The 14,424-nt window shown below is 66.9% G+C and carries 15 protein-coding genes; 9 read left to right on the forward strand and 6 right to left on the reverse strand.

Annotation, left to right across the window (positions count from 1 at the left end):
* Nucleotides 1–412 precede the first annotated feature (412 nt).
* Entirely contained in the window at nucleotides 413–2,212 is a 1,800-nt protein-coding gene (dnaA, locus tag ACFYXH_RS14920) for a chromosomal replication initiator protein DnaA (RefSeq protein ID WP_389562651.1), read from the reverse strand.
* A gap of 365 nt (nucleotides 2,213–2,577) precedes the next feature.
* Between dnaA and rpmH the strand changes: the two genes are divergently transcribed.
* The 9 genes from rpmH to ACFYXH_RS14965 all read left to right on the forward strand — a co-directional run bounded on the left by rpmH (nucleotide 2,578) and on the right by ACFYXH_RS14965 (nucleotide 9,447).
* On the forward strand, nucleotides 2,578–2,715 hold the full coding sequence (gene rpmH, locus ACFYXH_RS14925) for a 50S ribosomal protein L34 (RefSeq protein WP_006381191.1): 138 nt from the start codon (nucleotides 2,578–2,580) through the stop codon (nucleotides 2,713–2,715).
* A gap of 18 nt (nucleotides 2,716–2,733) precedes the next feature.
* Complete coding sequence (gene rnpA, locus ACFYXH_RS14930; RefSeq protein ID WP_327324775.1) at nucleotides 2,734–3,105, forward strand: ribonuclease P protein component; 372 nt, start codon at nucleotides 2,734–2,736, stop codon at nucleotides 3,103–3,105.
* Nucleotides 3,102–3,461: a membrane protein insertion efficiency factor YidD gene (yidD, locus tag ACFYXH_RS14935; protein ID WP_362677352.1), complete on the forward strand. Its 360-nt coding sequence runs from the start codon at nucleotides 3,102–3,104 to the stop codon at nucleotides 3,459–3,461. Before rnpA ends, yidD begins: the two co-directional genes overlap by 4 nt.
* 3 nt (nucleotides 3,462–3,464) lie before the next feature.
* Entirely contained in the window at nucleotides 3,465–4,730 is a 1,266-nt protein-coding gene (gene yidC / locus ACFYXH_RS14940) for a membrane protein insertase YidC (protein WP_389562653.1), read from the forward strand.
* A gap of 14 nt (nucleotides 4,731–4,744) precedes the next feature.
* On the forward strand, nucleotides 4,745–5,257 hold the full coding sequence (locus ACFYXH_RS14945) for a R3H domain-containing nucleic acid-binding protein (RefSeq protein ID WP_327324772.1): 513 nt from the start codon (nucleotides 4,745–4,747) through the stop codon (nucleotides 5,255–5,257).
* 113 nt (nucleotides 5,258–5,370) lie between these two features.
* Nucleotides 5,371–6,087: a 16S rRNA (guanine(527)-N(7))-methyltransferase RsmG gene (gene rsmG / locus ACFYXH_RS14950; RefSeq protein WP_327324771.1), complete on the forward strand. Its 717-nt coding sequence runs from the start codon at nucleotides 5,371–5,373 to the stop codon at nucleotides 6,085–6,087.
* A 265-nt stretch (nucleotides 6,088–6,352) separates the two neighbouring features.
* A complete protein-coding gene (locus ACFYXH_RS14955; RefSeq protein WP_389562655.1) occupies nucleotides 6,353–7,429 on the forward strand; it encodes a ParA family protein in 1,077 nt (358 codons plus the stop codon).
* Nucleotides 7,426–8,523 (forward strand): ParB/RepB/Spo0J family partition protein, encoded by a 1,098-nt coding sequence (locus ACFYXH_RS14960; RefSeq protein WP_389562657.1) that lies wholly within the window; start codon nucleotides 7,426–7,428, stop codon nucleotides 8,521–8,523. The genes ACFYXH_RS14955 and ACFYXH_RS14960 overlap by 4 nt, the downstream gene beginning before the upstream one ends.
* Nucleotides 8,524–8,829: 306 nt before the next feature.
* Nucleotides 8,830–9,447, forward strand: a complete 618-nt coding sequence (locus tag ACFYXH_RS14965) for a GNAT family N-acetyltransferase (RefSeq protein ID WP_362677340.1) — start codon at nucleotides 8,830–8,832, stop codon at nucleotides 9,445–9,447.
* Nucleotides 9,448–9,522: 75 nt separating this feature from the next.
* Here the strand turns inward: ACFYXH_RS14965 and trxA are convergent, their stop codons facing one another.
* The 5 genes from trxA to ACFYXH_RS14990 all read right to left on the reverse strand — a co-directional run bounded on the left by trxA (nucleotide 9,523) and on the right by ACFYXH_RS14990 (nucleotide 14,333).
* Nucleotides 9,523–9,855, reverse strand: coding sequence for a thioredoxin (trxA, locus tag ACFYXH_RS14970; RefSeq protein ID WP_142214727.1), 333 nt, complete (start codon nucleotides 9,853–9,855; stop codon nucleotides 9,523–9,525).
* A 48-nt stretch (nucleotides 9,856–9,903) separates the two neighbouring features.
* On the reverse strand, nucleotides 9,904–10,878 hold the full coding sequence (trxB, locus tag ACFYXH_RS14975; protein WP_327324767.1) for a thioredoxin-disulfide reductase: 975 nt from the start codon (nucleotides 10,876–10,878) through the stop codon (nucleotides 9,904–9,906).
* A gap of 125 nt (nucleotides 10,879–11,003) precedes the next feature.
* Nucleotides 11,004–11,906, reverse strand: coding sequence for a hypothetical protein (locus ACFYXH_RS14980; RefSeq protein WP_389562659.1), 903 nt, complete (start codon nucleotides 11,904–11,906; stop codon nucleotides 11,004–11,006).
* Nucleotides 11,903–12,607, reverse strand: a complete 705-nt coding sequence (sigM, locus tag ACFYXH_RS14985; protein ID WP_362677336.1) for an RNA polymerase sigma factor SigM — start codon at nucleotides 12,605–12,607, stop codon at nucleotides 11,903–11,905. Before sigM ends, ACFYXH_RS14980 begins: the two co-directional genes overlap by 4 nt.
* Nucleotides 12,608–12,632: 25 nt before the next feature.
* Nucleotides 12,633–14,333: a serine/threonine protein kinase gene (locus ACFYXH_RS14990; RefSeq protein ID WP_389562661.1), complete on the reverse strand. Its 1,701-nt coding sequence runs from the start codon at nucleotides 14,331–14,333 to the stop codon at nucleotides 12,633–12,635.
* Between the last annotated feature and the right edge of the window lie 91 nt (nucleotides 14,334–14,424).

The raw sequence follows: 14,424 nt of genomic DNA on the forward strand, positions 1-14,424 counted from the left end.
TTCACTCGACACGGTGAGACCTGGGGTTTCGTTGCCGAACAGTGGACAGGGCTGTGGAGAAGCTGTGGGCAACGCGGCATAGCCTGTGGGCCGCCAGTGGACAACATGGATCACGTCCTGTGGACGGTTTCTGTGTCCACAGTCTGTGGAGCACGGTTGGCCACAAATCCACAACCGTCTGACCTCGCGCGATGAAGTCTCAGTAATCGCCCCTGTGGACGCAATCTGGACAACTTCCCAGTCCCCAGGCTGTGGACGGAAGATCGTCCCCAGATCTGTGGAGAACCCGCCCCGTCGCCGCGTATTCGAACACCGGACATCTGCGGGACAGCTGGGGAACGCCGAAGGGCGCCCCGGGACTTCGTCCCAGAGCGCCCTTGAAGACCTCTTCGGCGGCTGCTGTGCCGGCCTGTCAGCCGTTCTTGATGCGGTTGGTGAGCTCGGTGACCTGGTTGTAGATCGAGCGCCGCTCGGCCATCAGCGCACGGATCTTGCGGTCCGCGTGCATCACGGTCGTGTGGTCGCGGCCGCCGAACTGCGCGCCGATCTTCGGCAACGACAGGTCGGTGAGCTCACGGCAGAGATACATGGCGATCTGGCGGGCGGTCACCAGCACCCGGCTGCGCGAGGATCCGCAGAGATCCTCCACCGTCAGCCCGAAGTAGTCGGCGGTCGCCGCCATGATCGCACTCGCGGTGATCTCGGGGGCCGAGTCCTCCCCACCGGGGATCAAGTCCTTCAGCACGATCTCGGTGAGCCCGAGGTCCACCGGCTGCCGGTTGAGCGACGCGAACGCCGTCACCCGGATCAGCGCACCCTCCAGCTCGCGGATATTGCGAGAGATCCGCGAGGCGATGAACTCCAGCACCTCCGGCGGAGCGTTGAGCTGCTCCTGTACCGCCTTCTTACGGAGGATGGCGATCCGTGTCTCCAGCTCCGGCGGCTGTACGTCGGTGGTCAGACCCCACTCGAAACGGTTCCGCAGTCGGTCCTCCAGCGTCATCAGCTGCTTGGGCGGCCGGTCCGAGGAGAGCACGATCTGCTTGTTGGCGTTGTGGAGCGTATTGAAGGTGTGGAAGAACTCCTCCTGCGTCGACTCCTTGCTCGCCAGGAACTGGATGTCGTCGACCAGCAGGATGTCCACGTCGCGGTAGCGCTTGCGGAAGGTGTCGCCCTTGCCGTCGCGGATCGAGTTGATGAACTCGTTGGTGAACTCCTCGGAGCTCACATACCGCACCCGCGTGCCGGGGTAGAGGCTGCGCGCGTAGTGCCCGATGGCATGCAGCAGGTGGGTCTTGCCGAGTCCCGACTCCCCGTAGATGAAAAGGGGGTTGTACGCCTTGGCCGGTGCCTCGGCGACCGCGACGGCCGCAGCGTGCGCGAACCGGTTGGACGCACCGATGACGAAGGTGTCGAAGAGGTATTTCGGGTTGAGGCGGGCATGTGGCTCGCCGGGACCGGGAGCCGGCGACGGCTGCGCTCCCAGCGGTCCGGGTGCACCCCCGGGAGCGCCGCGGTGCGGGGCCTGGTGCTCCGGCAGCTCGTGCCGGTCCGGTCGCTGCTGCTGGTGCTGCTCGTACTGCTGGCGCTCGGGCGGCTGCGGCTGCCGGTAGTCGTGCTGGGGCTGGCGCGGCCGGCCGGTGGCGTACGGCTCGCGCCATTGCTCCGCAGCCGGGTCGCGGTCCTGGAAGCCGCCGAGACGAGGCTGCTGCCAGGACAGGTCCTCCTGGGTACGCGGCCAGGCGCCGGGTTCCGGTCGCTGCTGCTGGTGCTGCTGGTATTCGGGATAGGCGGGGCGGACGGTGGGAAGTCCGTCGTCGCCGGGCCGGTGCCCGTACCCCTCGTAGTGGTCGTTCTGGCGGGGCTCGTCGTGCTGCGGGCCCTGATAGCGGGGCGCCTGCTGCTGTTGCGCGGGCGCCTGCGGGGCCGGGGGCTCGCCAACCGAGTCGTCGACGGTGATCGCGATACGGATCGGACGGCCGCACTCACGGCTGAGGGTCTCGCTGATCAATGGGGCGAGCCGGCCTTCGAGGACGCGCTTGCCCCATTCATTGGGAACGGCGAGGAGAGCGGTGTCGGCCACCAGCGCGAGGGGCTGGCAGCGCTCGATCCACTGCTTGTCCTTGGGCTCGATCCCCTGCTGGCCCTCCGCGAGGAGCTGCTCCAGCACTCGTGGCCACACTGCGGCAAGATCGGCAGGTACGTCAGCCACAAGGCACGCTCTCTCACAGGTCCCGTCCCACGAATGTGTGGTTCTCGGGACGGGATGGGAAGACAGGCAGGAAAGGAATTGGAGTTCAGCCACGGTAGTCAGGCCGACCCGCGCGGTTCAAGTTGTTGTCCACAGCCTGTGCACAGTGGACCACGTCATGGGTCTGGTTTGACCGGATGGCGTAGCCGCGCGTACCGTAACCAGGTCGAGTTGTCGATGGCTGCTGCCGCCTGCCTCCGATGGGCAAAGATCACGGTCTGTGATCGTGAAGCGGTGCACTCGGGCGTATACGCGAGCTACTCGTGGGCGCACGGTGACAGCCAGGCGATGTCCCGCCATCTACGAATCATTTCTGGAGCCCCCGAGTGAGCAAGCGCACCTTCCAGCCGAACAACCGTCGTCGCGCGAAGACCCACGGCTTCCGCCTGCGGATGCGTACCCGTGCCGGCCGCGCGATTCTCGCGAACCGCCGTGGCAAGGGTCGCGCCAGCCTGTCCGCCTGATCGCTTACAGGTCATGACGTGCTGCCTACCGAGAATCGGCTGAGGCGGCGCGAGGACTTCGCGACCGCGGTACGCCGGGGACGTCGGGCCGGACGCCCGCTTCTCGTCGTCCATCTAAGCAGCGGTGCAACGGACCCGCACGCGCCTGGGGAGAGCGCTCCCCCGACGTGTGCGGGTTTCGTCGTGAGCAAGGCAGTGGGCGGCGCGGTCGTACGCAACAAGGTCAAGCGGAGACTGCGCCACCTGATACGCGACCGTCTCGCCGAGCTGCCCCCCGGTAGCCTGGTGGTCGTACGGGCGCTGCCCGGTGCGGGCGACGCCGCTTATGAACAGCTGGCCCGAGACCTGGATGCCGCTCTTCAGCGGCTGCTGGGAGGGGGCGCGCGATGAAGTACCCGCTGCTGGCTCTGATCAAGCTGTACCAGTGGACGATCAGCCCGCTGTTGGGGCCTGTCTGCAGGTACTACCCGTCGTGTTCCCACTACGGATTTACGGCCATCGACCGGCACGGCGCGGTGAAGGGCACAGCTCTCACCGCTTGGCGGATCCTGCGGTGCAATCCGTGGTCGCCGGGCGGCGTGGATTATGTGCCGCCGCGCAAGCGCCCGCGGTGGCACGAAATGCTGCGCGACGCCTTGCGCGGCAGCAAGGGCGGGCACTCCGCAGCTGATGTGCCTTCCCGGGGGTCGGCCCCCGAACCCCCGAGCCCGGCCGCAGAGTCTTCGCCCAATGCTCAAGGAGCCTGATTAGTGGACACGATTGCCAGTCTCTTCAGCTTTATCACCACACCTGTTTCGTGGGTCATCGTCCAGTTCCACACGCTCTATGGGGCGATCTTCGGCCCCAACACGGGCTGGGCCTGGGGACTGTCCATCGTGTCGCTGGTGATCCTCATCCGGATCTGTCTGATCCCGCTCTTTGTGAAGCAGATCAAGTCGACCCGGAACATGCAGGCGCTCCAGCCGAAGATGAAGGCGATCCAGGAGCGCTACAAGAACGACAAGCAGCGTCAGTCCGAAGAGATGATGAAGCTGTACAAGGAGACGGGCACCAACCCGCTCTCCTCGTGCCTTCCGATCCTCGCGCAGTCGCCGTTCTTCTTCGCTCTGTACCACGTGCTCTCCAGCATCGCCTCGGGCAAGACCATCGGCGTTATCAATGAATCGCTGCTGGACAGTGCCCGGCAGGCACACATCTTCGGTGCCCCCCTGGCGTCGAAGTTCACGGACAGCACGAAGGAAGTCGCTGCCCTCGGCGCCTCGCTGACCGATGTGCGCATTGTCACCGCGATCATGATCATCATGATGTCGGCGTCGCAGTTCTACACGCAGCGCCAGCTGATGCAGAAGAACGTCGACCTCACGGTGAAGACGCCGTACATGCAGCAGCAGAAGATGCTGATGTACATCTTCCCGGTGATCTTCGCTGTGATGGGTATCAACTTCCCCGTCGGTGTCCTTGTCTACTGGCTGACCACCAACGTGTGGACCATGGGCCAGCAGATGTTCGTGATCAACCAGAACCCGACCCCGGGCAGCAAGGCCCAGGACCAGTACCTGCAGCGGCTGCTGAAGGGCGTCACCGCCCACAGCGAGGTGCGTTCGCGGCGCAAGCGCAGTGTCGTCCAGGCGATCGTTGCCAAGGGCGTGGACCGCAACGACAACGAGCGCAGGTTCATCAGCGGTCTGGCCAAGGCGGGCTTTGCCGCTCAGGCGGACGGCACGGTGGCCAAGAGTGACACCGCTGTCGCCGAGGCCGATGGCGGCGCAGCGCAGCGGCGGCAGCAGCCCAAGCGTCAGACCAAGGCGAAGCGGCAGTCCGCCAGTGCCCAGCCGGGCGCCGCCAAGAGCTCTGAGGGCGCCGACTCCGAGTCGAAGCCCTCGCTGCAGAAGGATGAGCCGCAGGACGCCAAGCCGAAGCCGGCGGGCAAGCCCTCAGGCTCCGCACGCCAGCAGCCCAAGTCCGGACAGCGCAAGGGTCAGCAGCGGCCCAAGCACCCGTCGTCCAAGAAGTAAGAAGGAGTCCATCCGTGACGGAAGGCACCATCTCCGCCCCCGCCGAGGGCGGCGACACCCTGACCCGCCTCGAGCAGGAAGGGGAGATCGCGGCCGACTACCTCGAGGGTCTGCTCGACATCGCTGATCTCGACGGCGACATCGACATGGACGTCGAGGCGGACCGGGCAGCGGTCTCGATCATCAGCGACCGGGACAGCCGGGATCTGCAGAAGCTCGTGGGCCGCGACGGCGAGGTCCTGGAGGCTCTCCAGGAGCTGACGCGGCTCGCAGTGCACCGGGAGACCGGGGACCGGAGCCGGCTGATGCTGGACATCGCGGGCTTCCGGGCCAAGAAGCGCACGGAGCTCAGCGAGCTGGGTGCGAAGGCGGCCGACGAGGTGAAGAGCACCGGTGAGCCGGTGAAGCTGAACCCGATGACGCCCTTCGAGCGCAAGGTTGTGCACGACGCGGTCGCGGCCGCGGGTCTGCGGAGTGAGTCCGAGGGCGAGGAGCCGCAGCGCTTCGTCGTCGTACTCCCGGCCTGACCTCGATTGTTTCCTCGGCCCCGTCTGTTCGCAGGCGGGGCCGATCTTTGTCAGCCTGATAGTCAGCCACCACAGTCCACATTGCGACAGTGCGGTACGGAAGGACGGTTCCCGTGACGGAGGCAGCAGAGCTTCCCCAGGCGCCCGAAGAGGCGCGGACGGTATTCGGAGAGTTCTTTCCGGAGGCTGTGCGGTACGCGGAGCTGCTCGCTGACGCGGGAGTCAAGCGGGGCCTTATCGGTCCCCGTGAGGTGCCGCGGCTGTGGGAGCGGCATCTCCTGAACTGCGCGGTGCTCTCGGAGGTTGTGCCCGAGGGTGTCACGGTCTGCGATGTCGGCTCCGGGGCCGGTCTGCCGGGCATCCCGCTGGCGCTGGTACGCCCGGACCTGAAGATCACCCTCCTCGAGCCGCTGCTGCGGCGGACGAACTTCCTTCAGGAAGTGGTCGAACTGCTGGGCCTGGACCATGTGACCGTGGTCCGGGGCCGAGCCGAGGAAGTGCTTGGGAAGCTGCCTCCCGTGCATGTGGTGACGGCGCGAGCCGTGGCACCGCTGGACCGGCTGGCGGGATGGGGAGTGCCTCTGCTGCGTCCGTACGGAGAGATGCTGGCGCTCAAGGGTGACACTGCCGAGGAGGAGCTCCAGGGGGCCCGTGCTGCGCTGAGCAAGCTCGGTGTGGTGGAGACCTCAGTGCTGCACGTCGGTGAGGGGATCGTGGAGCCGCTCTCCACTGTGGTGCGTGTGGAAGTCGGAGAGAGTCCCGGCGGAGTGCGCTTCGCGGCGAAGCGGGCCAAGGCCGCCCGGACCAGTCGTACCCGACGGCGTCGCTGATCCGTACAGTCCGTACTGTCTATCAGCGATGCTCCATACAAGCTGCCATACGTACGCATTTCGGAGTGTCGTGCGGCTGTAGTCCCGCGGCGCGTGCATCGTGTTTCACGTGAAACGTCGCTCACTGCTGCAGGGAATCATCAGCCGCGGCCGTGCTGCCGCCCCGATGCGGGACCGGAAGCCCCTCTTGAGGGCTACGGAATTGTCCACAGAGGTGGATTCCTCCACAGAACCACGGGCCTCGCTGGTTCACGACCCCGAAAGCATGGCAGGCTCTGTGCATTGCGAGCCTGAAGTCGAGGAGAGTGAATCCTTGCGGTCCGACGCCAACATCGCGGGACCGATGACCGATCCGGTCCCCGGTCCCCGTACGGAGCCGTCGGGGGAGGATGTTTCACGTGAAACACCGCCCCCGATGGACGACACCCCCATCGGCCGTGCTGCCCAGCTGGCCGTGGAGGCGCTGGGGCGTGCCGGTGAGGGTCTGCCCCGACCTGAGCAGACACGCGTCATGGTGGTCGCCAATCAGAAGGGCGGCGTGGGCAAGACCACCACTACGGTCAACCTCGCTGCCTCGCTCGCGCTGCACGGCGCGCGCGTTCTGGTGGTAGACCTGGATCCACAGGGCAACGCCTCCACGGCGCTGGGGATCGATCACCACGCCGAAGTCCCCTCGATCTATGACGTCCTGGTGGAGAGCAAGCCGCTCTCCGAGGTGGTCCAGCCCGTCCCGGACGTCGAAGGTCTCTTCTGCGCCCCCGCCACCATCGATCTCGCCGGTGCGGAGATCGAGCTGGTGTCGCTGGTGGCGCGGGAGAGCCGACTGCAGCGGGCGATCCAGGCCTATGAGCAGCCGTTGGACTACATCCTCATCGACTGCCCGCCGTCGCTCGGTCTGCTGACCGTGAATGCGCTGGTCGCCGGTGCCGAGGTGCTCATCCCCATCCAGTGCGAGTACTACGCACTGGAGGGTCTGGGCCAGCTGCTGCGGAACGTGGACCTGGTCCGCGGTCATCTCAACCCGGACCTGCATGTGTCGACGATCCTGCTCACCATGTACGACGGCAGGACCCGGCTGGCCTCCCAGGTGGCCGACGAGGTGCGCAGTCACTTCGGCAATGAGGTGCTGCGGACGAGCATTCCGCGCTCGGTGCGTATCTCGGAGGCGCCGAGCTACGGACAGACGGTGCTGACCTACGATCCGGGTTCCAGTGGATCCCTGTCGTATCTTGAGGCGGCGCGTGAGATCGCGCTGCGGGGGGTCGGGATCCACTACGACCCGCAGCATGCCCATGTGGGCAGCCAGAACAGCCAGCAGAACATGTCGGAGGGGATCCAGTGAGTGAGCGACGTAGAGGATTGGGGCGTGGGCTGGGTGCGCTGATCCCTGCCGCTCCCCAGGAGAAGGCGGTGCCTCCTTCCGGGGCTTCGAGTTCTTCGGGAGCGGGTCCGGTGCTGACCGCGGAACGTGGTGTGGCGGCGGCGAAGGTGACGACGCTGCCCAGCGCTTCCCCTCCGTCGGAGGCGATCACGCCTGCGCCGGAACCGGAGGCTGTGCCGCAGCCGGTCGAGCCGGCCGGCGCGCACTTCGCGGAGTTGCCGATCGACACCATCACGCCCAACCCGCGCCAGCCGCGTGAGGTGTTCGACGAGGACGCTCTTGCGGAGCTGGTCACCTCCATCAAGGAAGTGGGGCTGCTTCAGCCCGTTGTCGTTCGGCAGTCGGGGCCCGAGCGCTATGAGCTCATCATGGGCGAGCGCCGCTGGCGGGCCTGCCGTGAGGCGGGTCTGGAGCGGATTCCCGCGATCGTCCGGGATACGGACGACGAGAAGCTCCTTCTGGATGCGCTGCTCGAGAACCTGCACCGTGCCCAACTGAACCCGCTGGAAGAGGCTGCCGCCTACGACCAGCTGCTCAAGGACTTCAACTGCACGCACGACCAGCTGGCCGACCGGATCGGACGCTCGCGTCCGCAGGTGTCCAACACGCTGCGCCTGTTGCGTCTCTCGCCTCCCGTCCAGCGCAGGGTGGCTGCCGGGGTGCTGTCGGCCGGTCATGCGCGGGCGTTGCTCTCGGTGGAGGACTCCGAGGAGCAGGACCGGCTTGCGCACAGGATCGTGGCTGAGGGGCTCTCGGTGCGAGCGGTCGAAGAGATCGTGACCCTGATCAACTCGAGTCCCAAGAGCACGTCCAAGCCGAAGAGTCCGCGAGCCGGTGCCCGTCTGTCGCCGGCGCTCACCGACCTGGCTTCACGGCTCTCGGACCGGTTCGAGACGCGAGTGAAGGTCGACCTCGGTCAGAAGAAGGGGAAGATCGTTGTCGAGTTCGCGTCGATAGACGATCTGGAGCGGATCCTCGGCACCCTCGCCCCCGGCGAGGGACGGGTCCTGGAGCAGGGACTCGGCGAGGAGCCCGTTGAGGGCGACGAGGGCTGAGCCCTTCCGTAATACCGTCAGGGGCGGGCCGTGTCCGATCGTTGGAGGAACACGGTCTGCCCTTTGCCGTCGCCCGGTATCCGTGCCAGGGCTGGGTGGATACGATGCGTTCTGGTATGGCGCATACACCTTGATCCACCTCAGAGGGAGGGCGAGGGCCATGCGATCGGTGAGCCGCAGCCAACTGGTGACAGCCGGCTTGGGCCTGGGGGCAGTCGGCGGGTTCGTCAGCAGCCTGCTCTGGGAGAGGAGCGCGCTGGCAGCCGCTCGTAGCGCGGCAGGCGAGGGAAGTGAGGAATGGCCTTCATGGGGCGTCGGCTTGCACCACTCACGCTGGACAACCTTTCGGACCTTCCCAAGCGCTGTCGTGCGTGTGTCTTCTGGGAACTTGATCCAGTCAGTGGAGAAGCCGCGGTAAAGGCGGGAACACCCTCACTGGAGAAAGAGGCCTGGATCTCGGCCGTGCTGCTCGAGTGGGGCTCCTGCGGCAGGGTCGTCTACGTCGACGAGGTACCAGTCGGCTTCGTTCTCTATGCGCCTCCGGCGTATGTGCCGCGCTCCACGGCTTTCCCGACGAGCCCTGTTTCACCGGATGCCGTGCAGCTGATGACCGCTTGGATCATGCCGGGGTATCAGGGTCAGGGGCTCGGGCGGGTGATGGTGCAGACCGTCGCCAAGGATCTACTGCGGCGGGGCTTCCGGGCGATCGAGGCGTTCGGGGATGCCCGCTGGAAGGAGCCTGCCTGTGTGCTGCCCGCCGACCATCTGCTGGCCGTGGGATTCAAGACCGTGCGTCCCCATCCGACGTATCCCCGGCTGAGGCTGGAGCTGCGGACAACGCTCTCCTGGAAGGAAGACGTGGAGCTGGCGCTGGACCGGCTGCTCGGGGCTGTTCAGAAGGAGCCGGTGCTGCGGCCGTTGTGAGTAGGAAAGCGAGAATGGGCTCATCCCGGTGAGGGATGAGCCCATTCGTGTTTCACGTGAAACAGCGGCGCGGTGCTACTCGCCGATGAAGCCCTCGAGGTCGCGGACGATCGCGGCCTTCGGCTTCGCACCGACGATCGTCTTGGCAACCTCGCCGTTCTGGTAGACGTTCAGCGTCGGGATGGACATGACCCCGTACTTGGCGGCGGTGGCCGGGTTCTCGTCGATGTTGAGCTTCACGATCTCGATCTTGTCGCCGTGCTCGGCCGCGATGGCCTCGAGGGATGGCGCGATCTGGCGGCAGGGACCGCACCAGGCGGCCCAGAAGTCCACCAGTACGGGCTTGTCGCTCTTGAGGACATCCTCCTCGAAGGTGTCATCGGTCACGTTCTTCAGGGCGCCGGCCACGGCGGCCTCCTTACTTCTTTGCGGGGTGTGAGGGGGATGGTGCAGGGGTCAGACCGCGGAGGTCTTCTCCGGCTCGGCGGCGTTCTCGCCGTCGGCAAGCGCGGAGAGGAAGCGCTCAGCGTCGAGGGCGGCGGAACAGCCCGTGCCGGCGGCGGTGATGGCCTGACGGTAGGTGTGGTCGACGACATCACCCGCTCCGAAGACACCGGTCAGGTTGGTGCGCGTCGACGGCGCCTCGACCTTCAGGTAGCCCTCGTCGTCCAGCTCGAGCTGGCTCTTGAAGAGCTCGGTGCGCGGGTCGTGGCCCACGGCGATGAACAGTCCTGTCACAGCGAGTTCGGAGGGCTGGCCCGTCTTGGTGTTGCGCAGGGTCAGACCGGAGAGCTTCTGCTCGCCGTGGATCGCGGCGACCTCGCTGTCCCAGGCGAAGGAGATCTTCGGGTCGGCGAAGGCGCGGTCCTGCATGGCCTTGGAGGCGCGCAGGCTGTCGCGGCGGTGGACGATGGTGACGGACTTGGCGAAGCGGGAGAGGAAGGTGGCCTCTTCCATCGCGGTGTCACCGCCGCCGATCACGGCGATGTCCTGGTCCTTGAAGAAGAAGCCATCACAGGTCGCGCACCACGAGACGCCGCGTCCGGAGAGCGCGTCCTCGTTCGGCAGACCGAGCTTGCGGTGCTGTGAACCGGTGGTGACGATCACGGACTTGGCGCGGTGAACGGTACCTGCCGTGTCAGTGACAGTCTTGATCTCGCCCGTGAGGTCGACGGAGATGACATCATCCGGGACCAGCTCGGCACCGAAGCGCTCTGCCTGTGCACGCATGTTGTCCATCAGGTCCGGGCCCATGATGCCCTCGCGGAAGCCGGGGAAGTTCTCCACCTCCGTCGTGTTCATCAGTGCACCGCCGGCGGTGACGGCCCCCTCGAACACCAGCGGCTGCAAGGATGCGCGCGCGGTGTAGAGCGCAGCCGTGTAGCCGGCGGGTCCGGAGCCGATGATGATCACGTTACGGACGTCGCTCACGGGTTTCTTCCTCGTTTCTGCGGACTGCCTGCTGCCTACGGGGCCGGTTCAATGACTCTCACCCCACCCAACGGATCCTACGGGGCGTGCATTCCCGGTACGTCCGAGCGGCGCGGAGGCGTGTGTCAGGGGCGAGGGTAGGCGGTCGTCAGCAGGAGCTTGCCCGTCGGTGCGGGGGCGGTGTCGACGCAGGCCGCATCGATCACATACGCCTGGACCTGACCGCTGTCCGTGGAGTGCGGCAGCACGACGAGGTAGGCGTTACTGCCCTCGTACTGACCCCGCTCGAAGGCGATCGGAGCATCGGTCCGGCCGGTGCCCTTCTGGATACAGGGAGGCACAGTCATGTCCGGCTTGCTCTTGGGCGAGACGGGGTTGGACTGGCTGTCGATAGACGGCCCCTTCTCTATCCTCGGCTCCCTTTGACCGAGGCTGGTGGCGACCAGAGCCTGCACGCGGCCCTGCAGGCCGGACTCGGAGAAGTCTTGGGTGCCACCCGCAGTGGAGCTGACGCTTGCTTCCTTCTTGGCGGCGTCTGCGCTGTTGTCGCCGGTGGACTGCAGGGACTGGAGGAGCAGGACGCTGACGCCTACTGCGGCCGCGCTGAAGATGGCGCCGAGGACGGCTGTGCGGCGGCGCCGTGTCCGGCGGCTGCGGCCGGGACCGGTGGCAGCGCGCGGGCGGCCCGCTGGCCGGTCGGTCGTCGTGACGTCCGCCTGCTGAGCGACGGGCGCTGTTTCACGTGAAACAGCGGCGGCCTCTGCGGGAGCGGTGGCGTCCAGAAGAGCCTCGGCGGCCAGAGCGGCATCGATACGGCCTGCGATGTCGGCGGGCATCCGGTGCGCTCCGGGCAGTGTGCCGAGCAGCCCGCGAATCTCCTCGAGGGACGTGCGTACATCCGCGCACAGGGGACATCCGTCGAGGTGCTGTCGCACATCGGCCGTGCGCTCCAGCGAGAGAAGACCTTCCGTGAGGTCGGAGATCTCCGAGACGTCCGGGTGCTGAGTCGTGTCGGCCGTGGATGTCACGCGCGCCCACCTCCGCCCTTCACAGCTGCAGGGTCATTCGGCCCTGCGTCCCTTTGTCCCGACGCCGGTGGGACGGATGTCCCCGGCGTCCGGTTCCTTCCCATGCTGACCTCGGTGTTATCCCCGGTATCGCTCCGCAGATGAGTGAGCATGGGCAACAGCCGTGCCCGCCCACGCGCGCATCGGCTCTTGACGGTCCCCGTGGGCACATCGAGGACGCGGGCCGCCTCCGCGACGGGGTAGCCCTGCATATCGACAAGCACCAGCGCGGCCCGCTGATCGACGGGAAGTTTCGCCAGCGCGGCCAGTAGTTCGCGGTGGAGATCCTTGCGCTCGACCGGAGCTTCGGCGGACTCATGAGGCTCAAGTAGCTGCTCCAGCCGCTCGGTGTCGTCGACGGGGGAGGTCTTCCGTGAGGAAGCCTTGCGGGCCCGGTCGAGACACGCGTTCACGGTGATGCGATGGAGCCAGGTAGTGACGGCGGACTGGCCGCGGAAGGTATGGGCGGCCCGGAAGGCGGAGACCAGGGCGTCCTGGACCGCGTCAGCAGCCTCCTCACGGTCGCCCAGGGTACGCAGGGCGACGGCCCAGAGCCTGTCGCGGTGGCGCCGTACAAGCTCACCGAAGGCATCCGGGTCCCCTGCGACATGGCGTGCCAGAAGGTCCTGGTCGCTTGTGTCGCCGAGTGTCGCGTCGTCCAACGGTGAGCCCCCTCCCCTGGTGCCGTCAGCTGGTGATCTTGATCTCCGAGACCTTGCCCCGGAAGTTGCCCTCGTCACTCTGTGGCAGCTTGGTCAGCCAGACCAGAACGTACCGTGCCCGTACCGGCTTGCCGGGCTTGAGGGACACATTCGAACCGGATCCGTTGGCGACCTTGTTGAAGCCGTCGAGGGTTGTCGGCTCGGACGAGGCATCTTCGGACGCTGTCCGCAGCTCCACGGAGGTGTCACCGCCGAGGAAGGAGACATCCACGGTGCCGACCTGCTGGACCTTGCCGAGGTCGAGAATGATGCCGACGCCCGGCTTCAGCCGTCCGAAGTCACCGCTCTGGAAGTAGCCGTCGGTGGTCCAGAACGTCGCAGGGTCGCCGTCGTAGCTGTTCTTTATCCCGGCCGGTTTCTCGGAGTGGTCGCCGAGCGGGTCGAAGTCACGGGCACCGGTGATGGCGACCGGCTTGCCGGATTCGGGTGCGGCGTTTTTTTCGCCGCTGTCCGTCTGCGAGCTGCCTGGATCGACCGAGTCCTTGTCGCGGTCGATCAGCTTGTCCGCCACCTGCCAGCTGCCCAGCCCCAGGGCGGCGATGAGCAGCGCGGCCACGGTCCACTTGAGGACCTTGCCGGTGCGGCTCTGGAGCGGTGCCGGAGGGGAGGGAACCGGCTGGGTGGTGCTCGTGCCCGGGCGGGGCGCGGGACGGGCGTAAGTGCCCTGCTGGTAGGTCGTGCGCTGGTATTCCGGTGGTGAGGTGAACGCGGGCTCCGGCGGGCGGATGCGCGGCATCGCCGCCACAGCCTTGGCCAGCTCGTCGGGCGTGGTGCACGGCGGCTCCTGGCGGGAGGCAGTGGCACCGTCGTTGACCAGGGCCCGCATGGCGAGTTCCGAGAGGCCGCGGTGAACACCGGCCCGCACCTGGTCGGGGGCGAGCAGTCCGACGCCCTTGGGCAGCCCGGAGAGGCCGTACGCGTCGTTCTCGTACGGCCAGCGATGCGTCAGCGCCGCGTAGAGAAGCGCACCGATCGCCTCGGTGTCGGCACGCTGTGGTCCATCGGCGGTGATTCCGCGCAGAGCCGCGTTCACCGCGAGGCCGCGGATCCGGTACTGCCCGGTCGAGCTCCGCAGCACCGCGCCCGGGGTGAGCCTGAGGTGGGCAAGGCCTTCACGGTGCGCCGCGGCCATGGCCTGAGAGAGCTGGTCGACGAGCTGGTACGCGTCGTGAGGCTCCATGGGGCCCATGGCGAGCAGAGCTGTGAGCTCCGTTGCGTCAGGAATCCACTCATGGACGACGTAGACGAGATCGTTCTCTTCGACGGCGTCCAGGACCTGTACGAACCGAGGGTCGCCGAGGAGCGCGGAGGAGCGGGCCGCCGCGAGCACTGAGCGCGCCCTCGGGTGATCGGCAGGGAGCAGATGCACTCCCACCGCACGGCGCAACTTCTCGTCGACAGCACGCCAGCTGCTGAAACCGTCCAGACGGGTGACGCACTCCTCGAGGCGGTAGCGTCTGGCGAGTTTGTGGCCACTATGCATTTCGGGCGCCGCGATGGCGGGTTCGGTGCCCTGCCGTTCGCTGCCCGTGTCCGGTGCGGTCTTCTCCGCCGAGTTCTGGGATTCCGCCGCCCCGTCGGTCGTGGCCTTGCCCGCCTGCGCGGTCAGCGGGTCGTCTCCGCTGTTGTCGGCCACGTCGACGGCGGCCGTGCTACGTTCCGCCACCGTCGTTCCTGCCTCCCCATCCGTTGCGCCCTATCCAAAAGCCATGCCAATTGTGCCCACAGTCGGCCGCTATGCACGACACACGGCGGCC

It is taken from the genome of Streptomyces sp. NPDC002730, assembly GCF_042888805.1.
Taxonomy (GTDB): domain Bacteria; phylum Actinomycetota; class Actinomycetes; order Streptomycetales; family Streptomycetaceae; genus Streptomyces.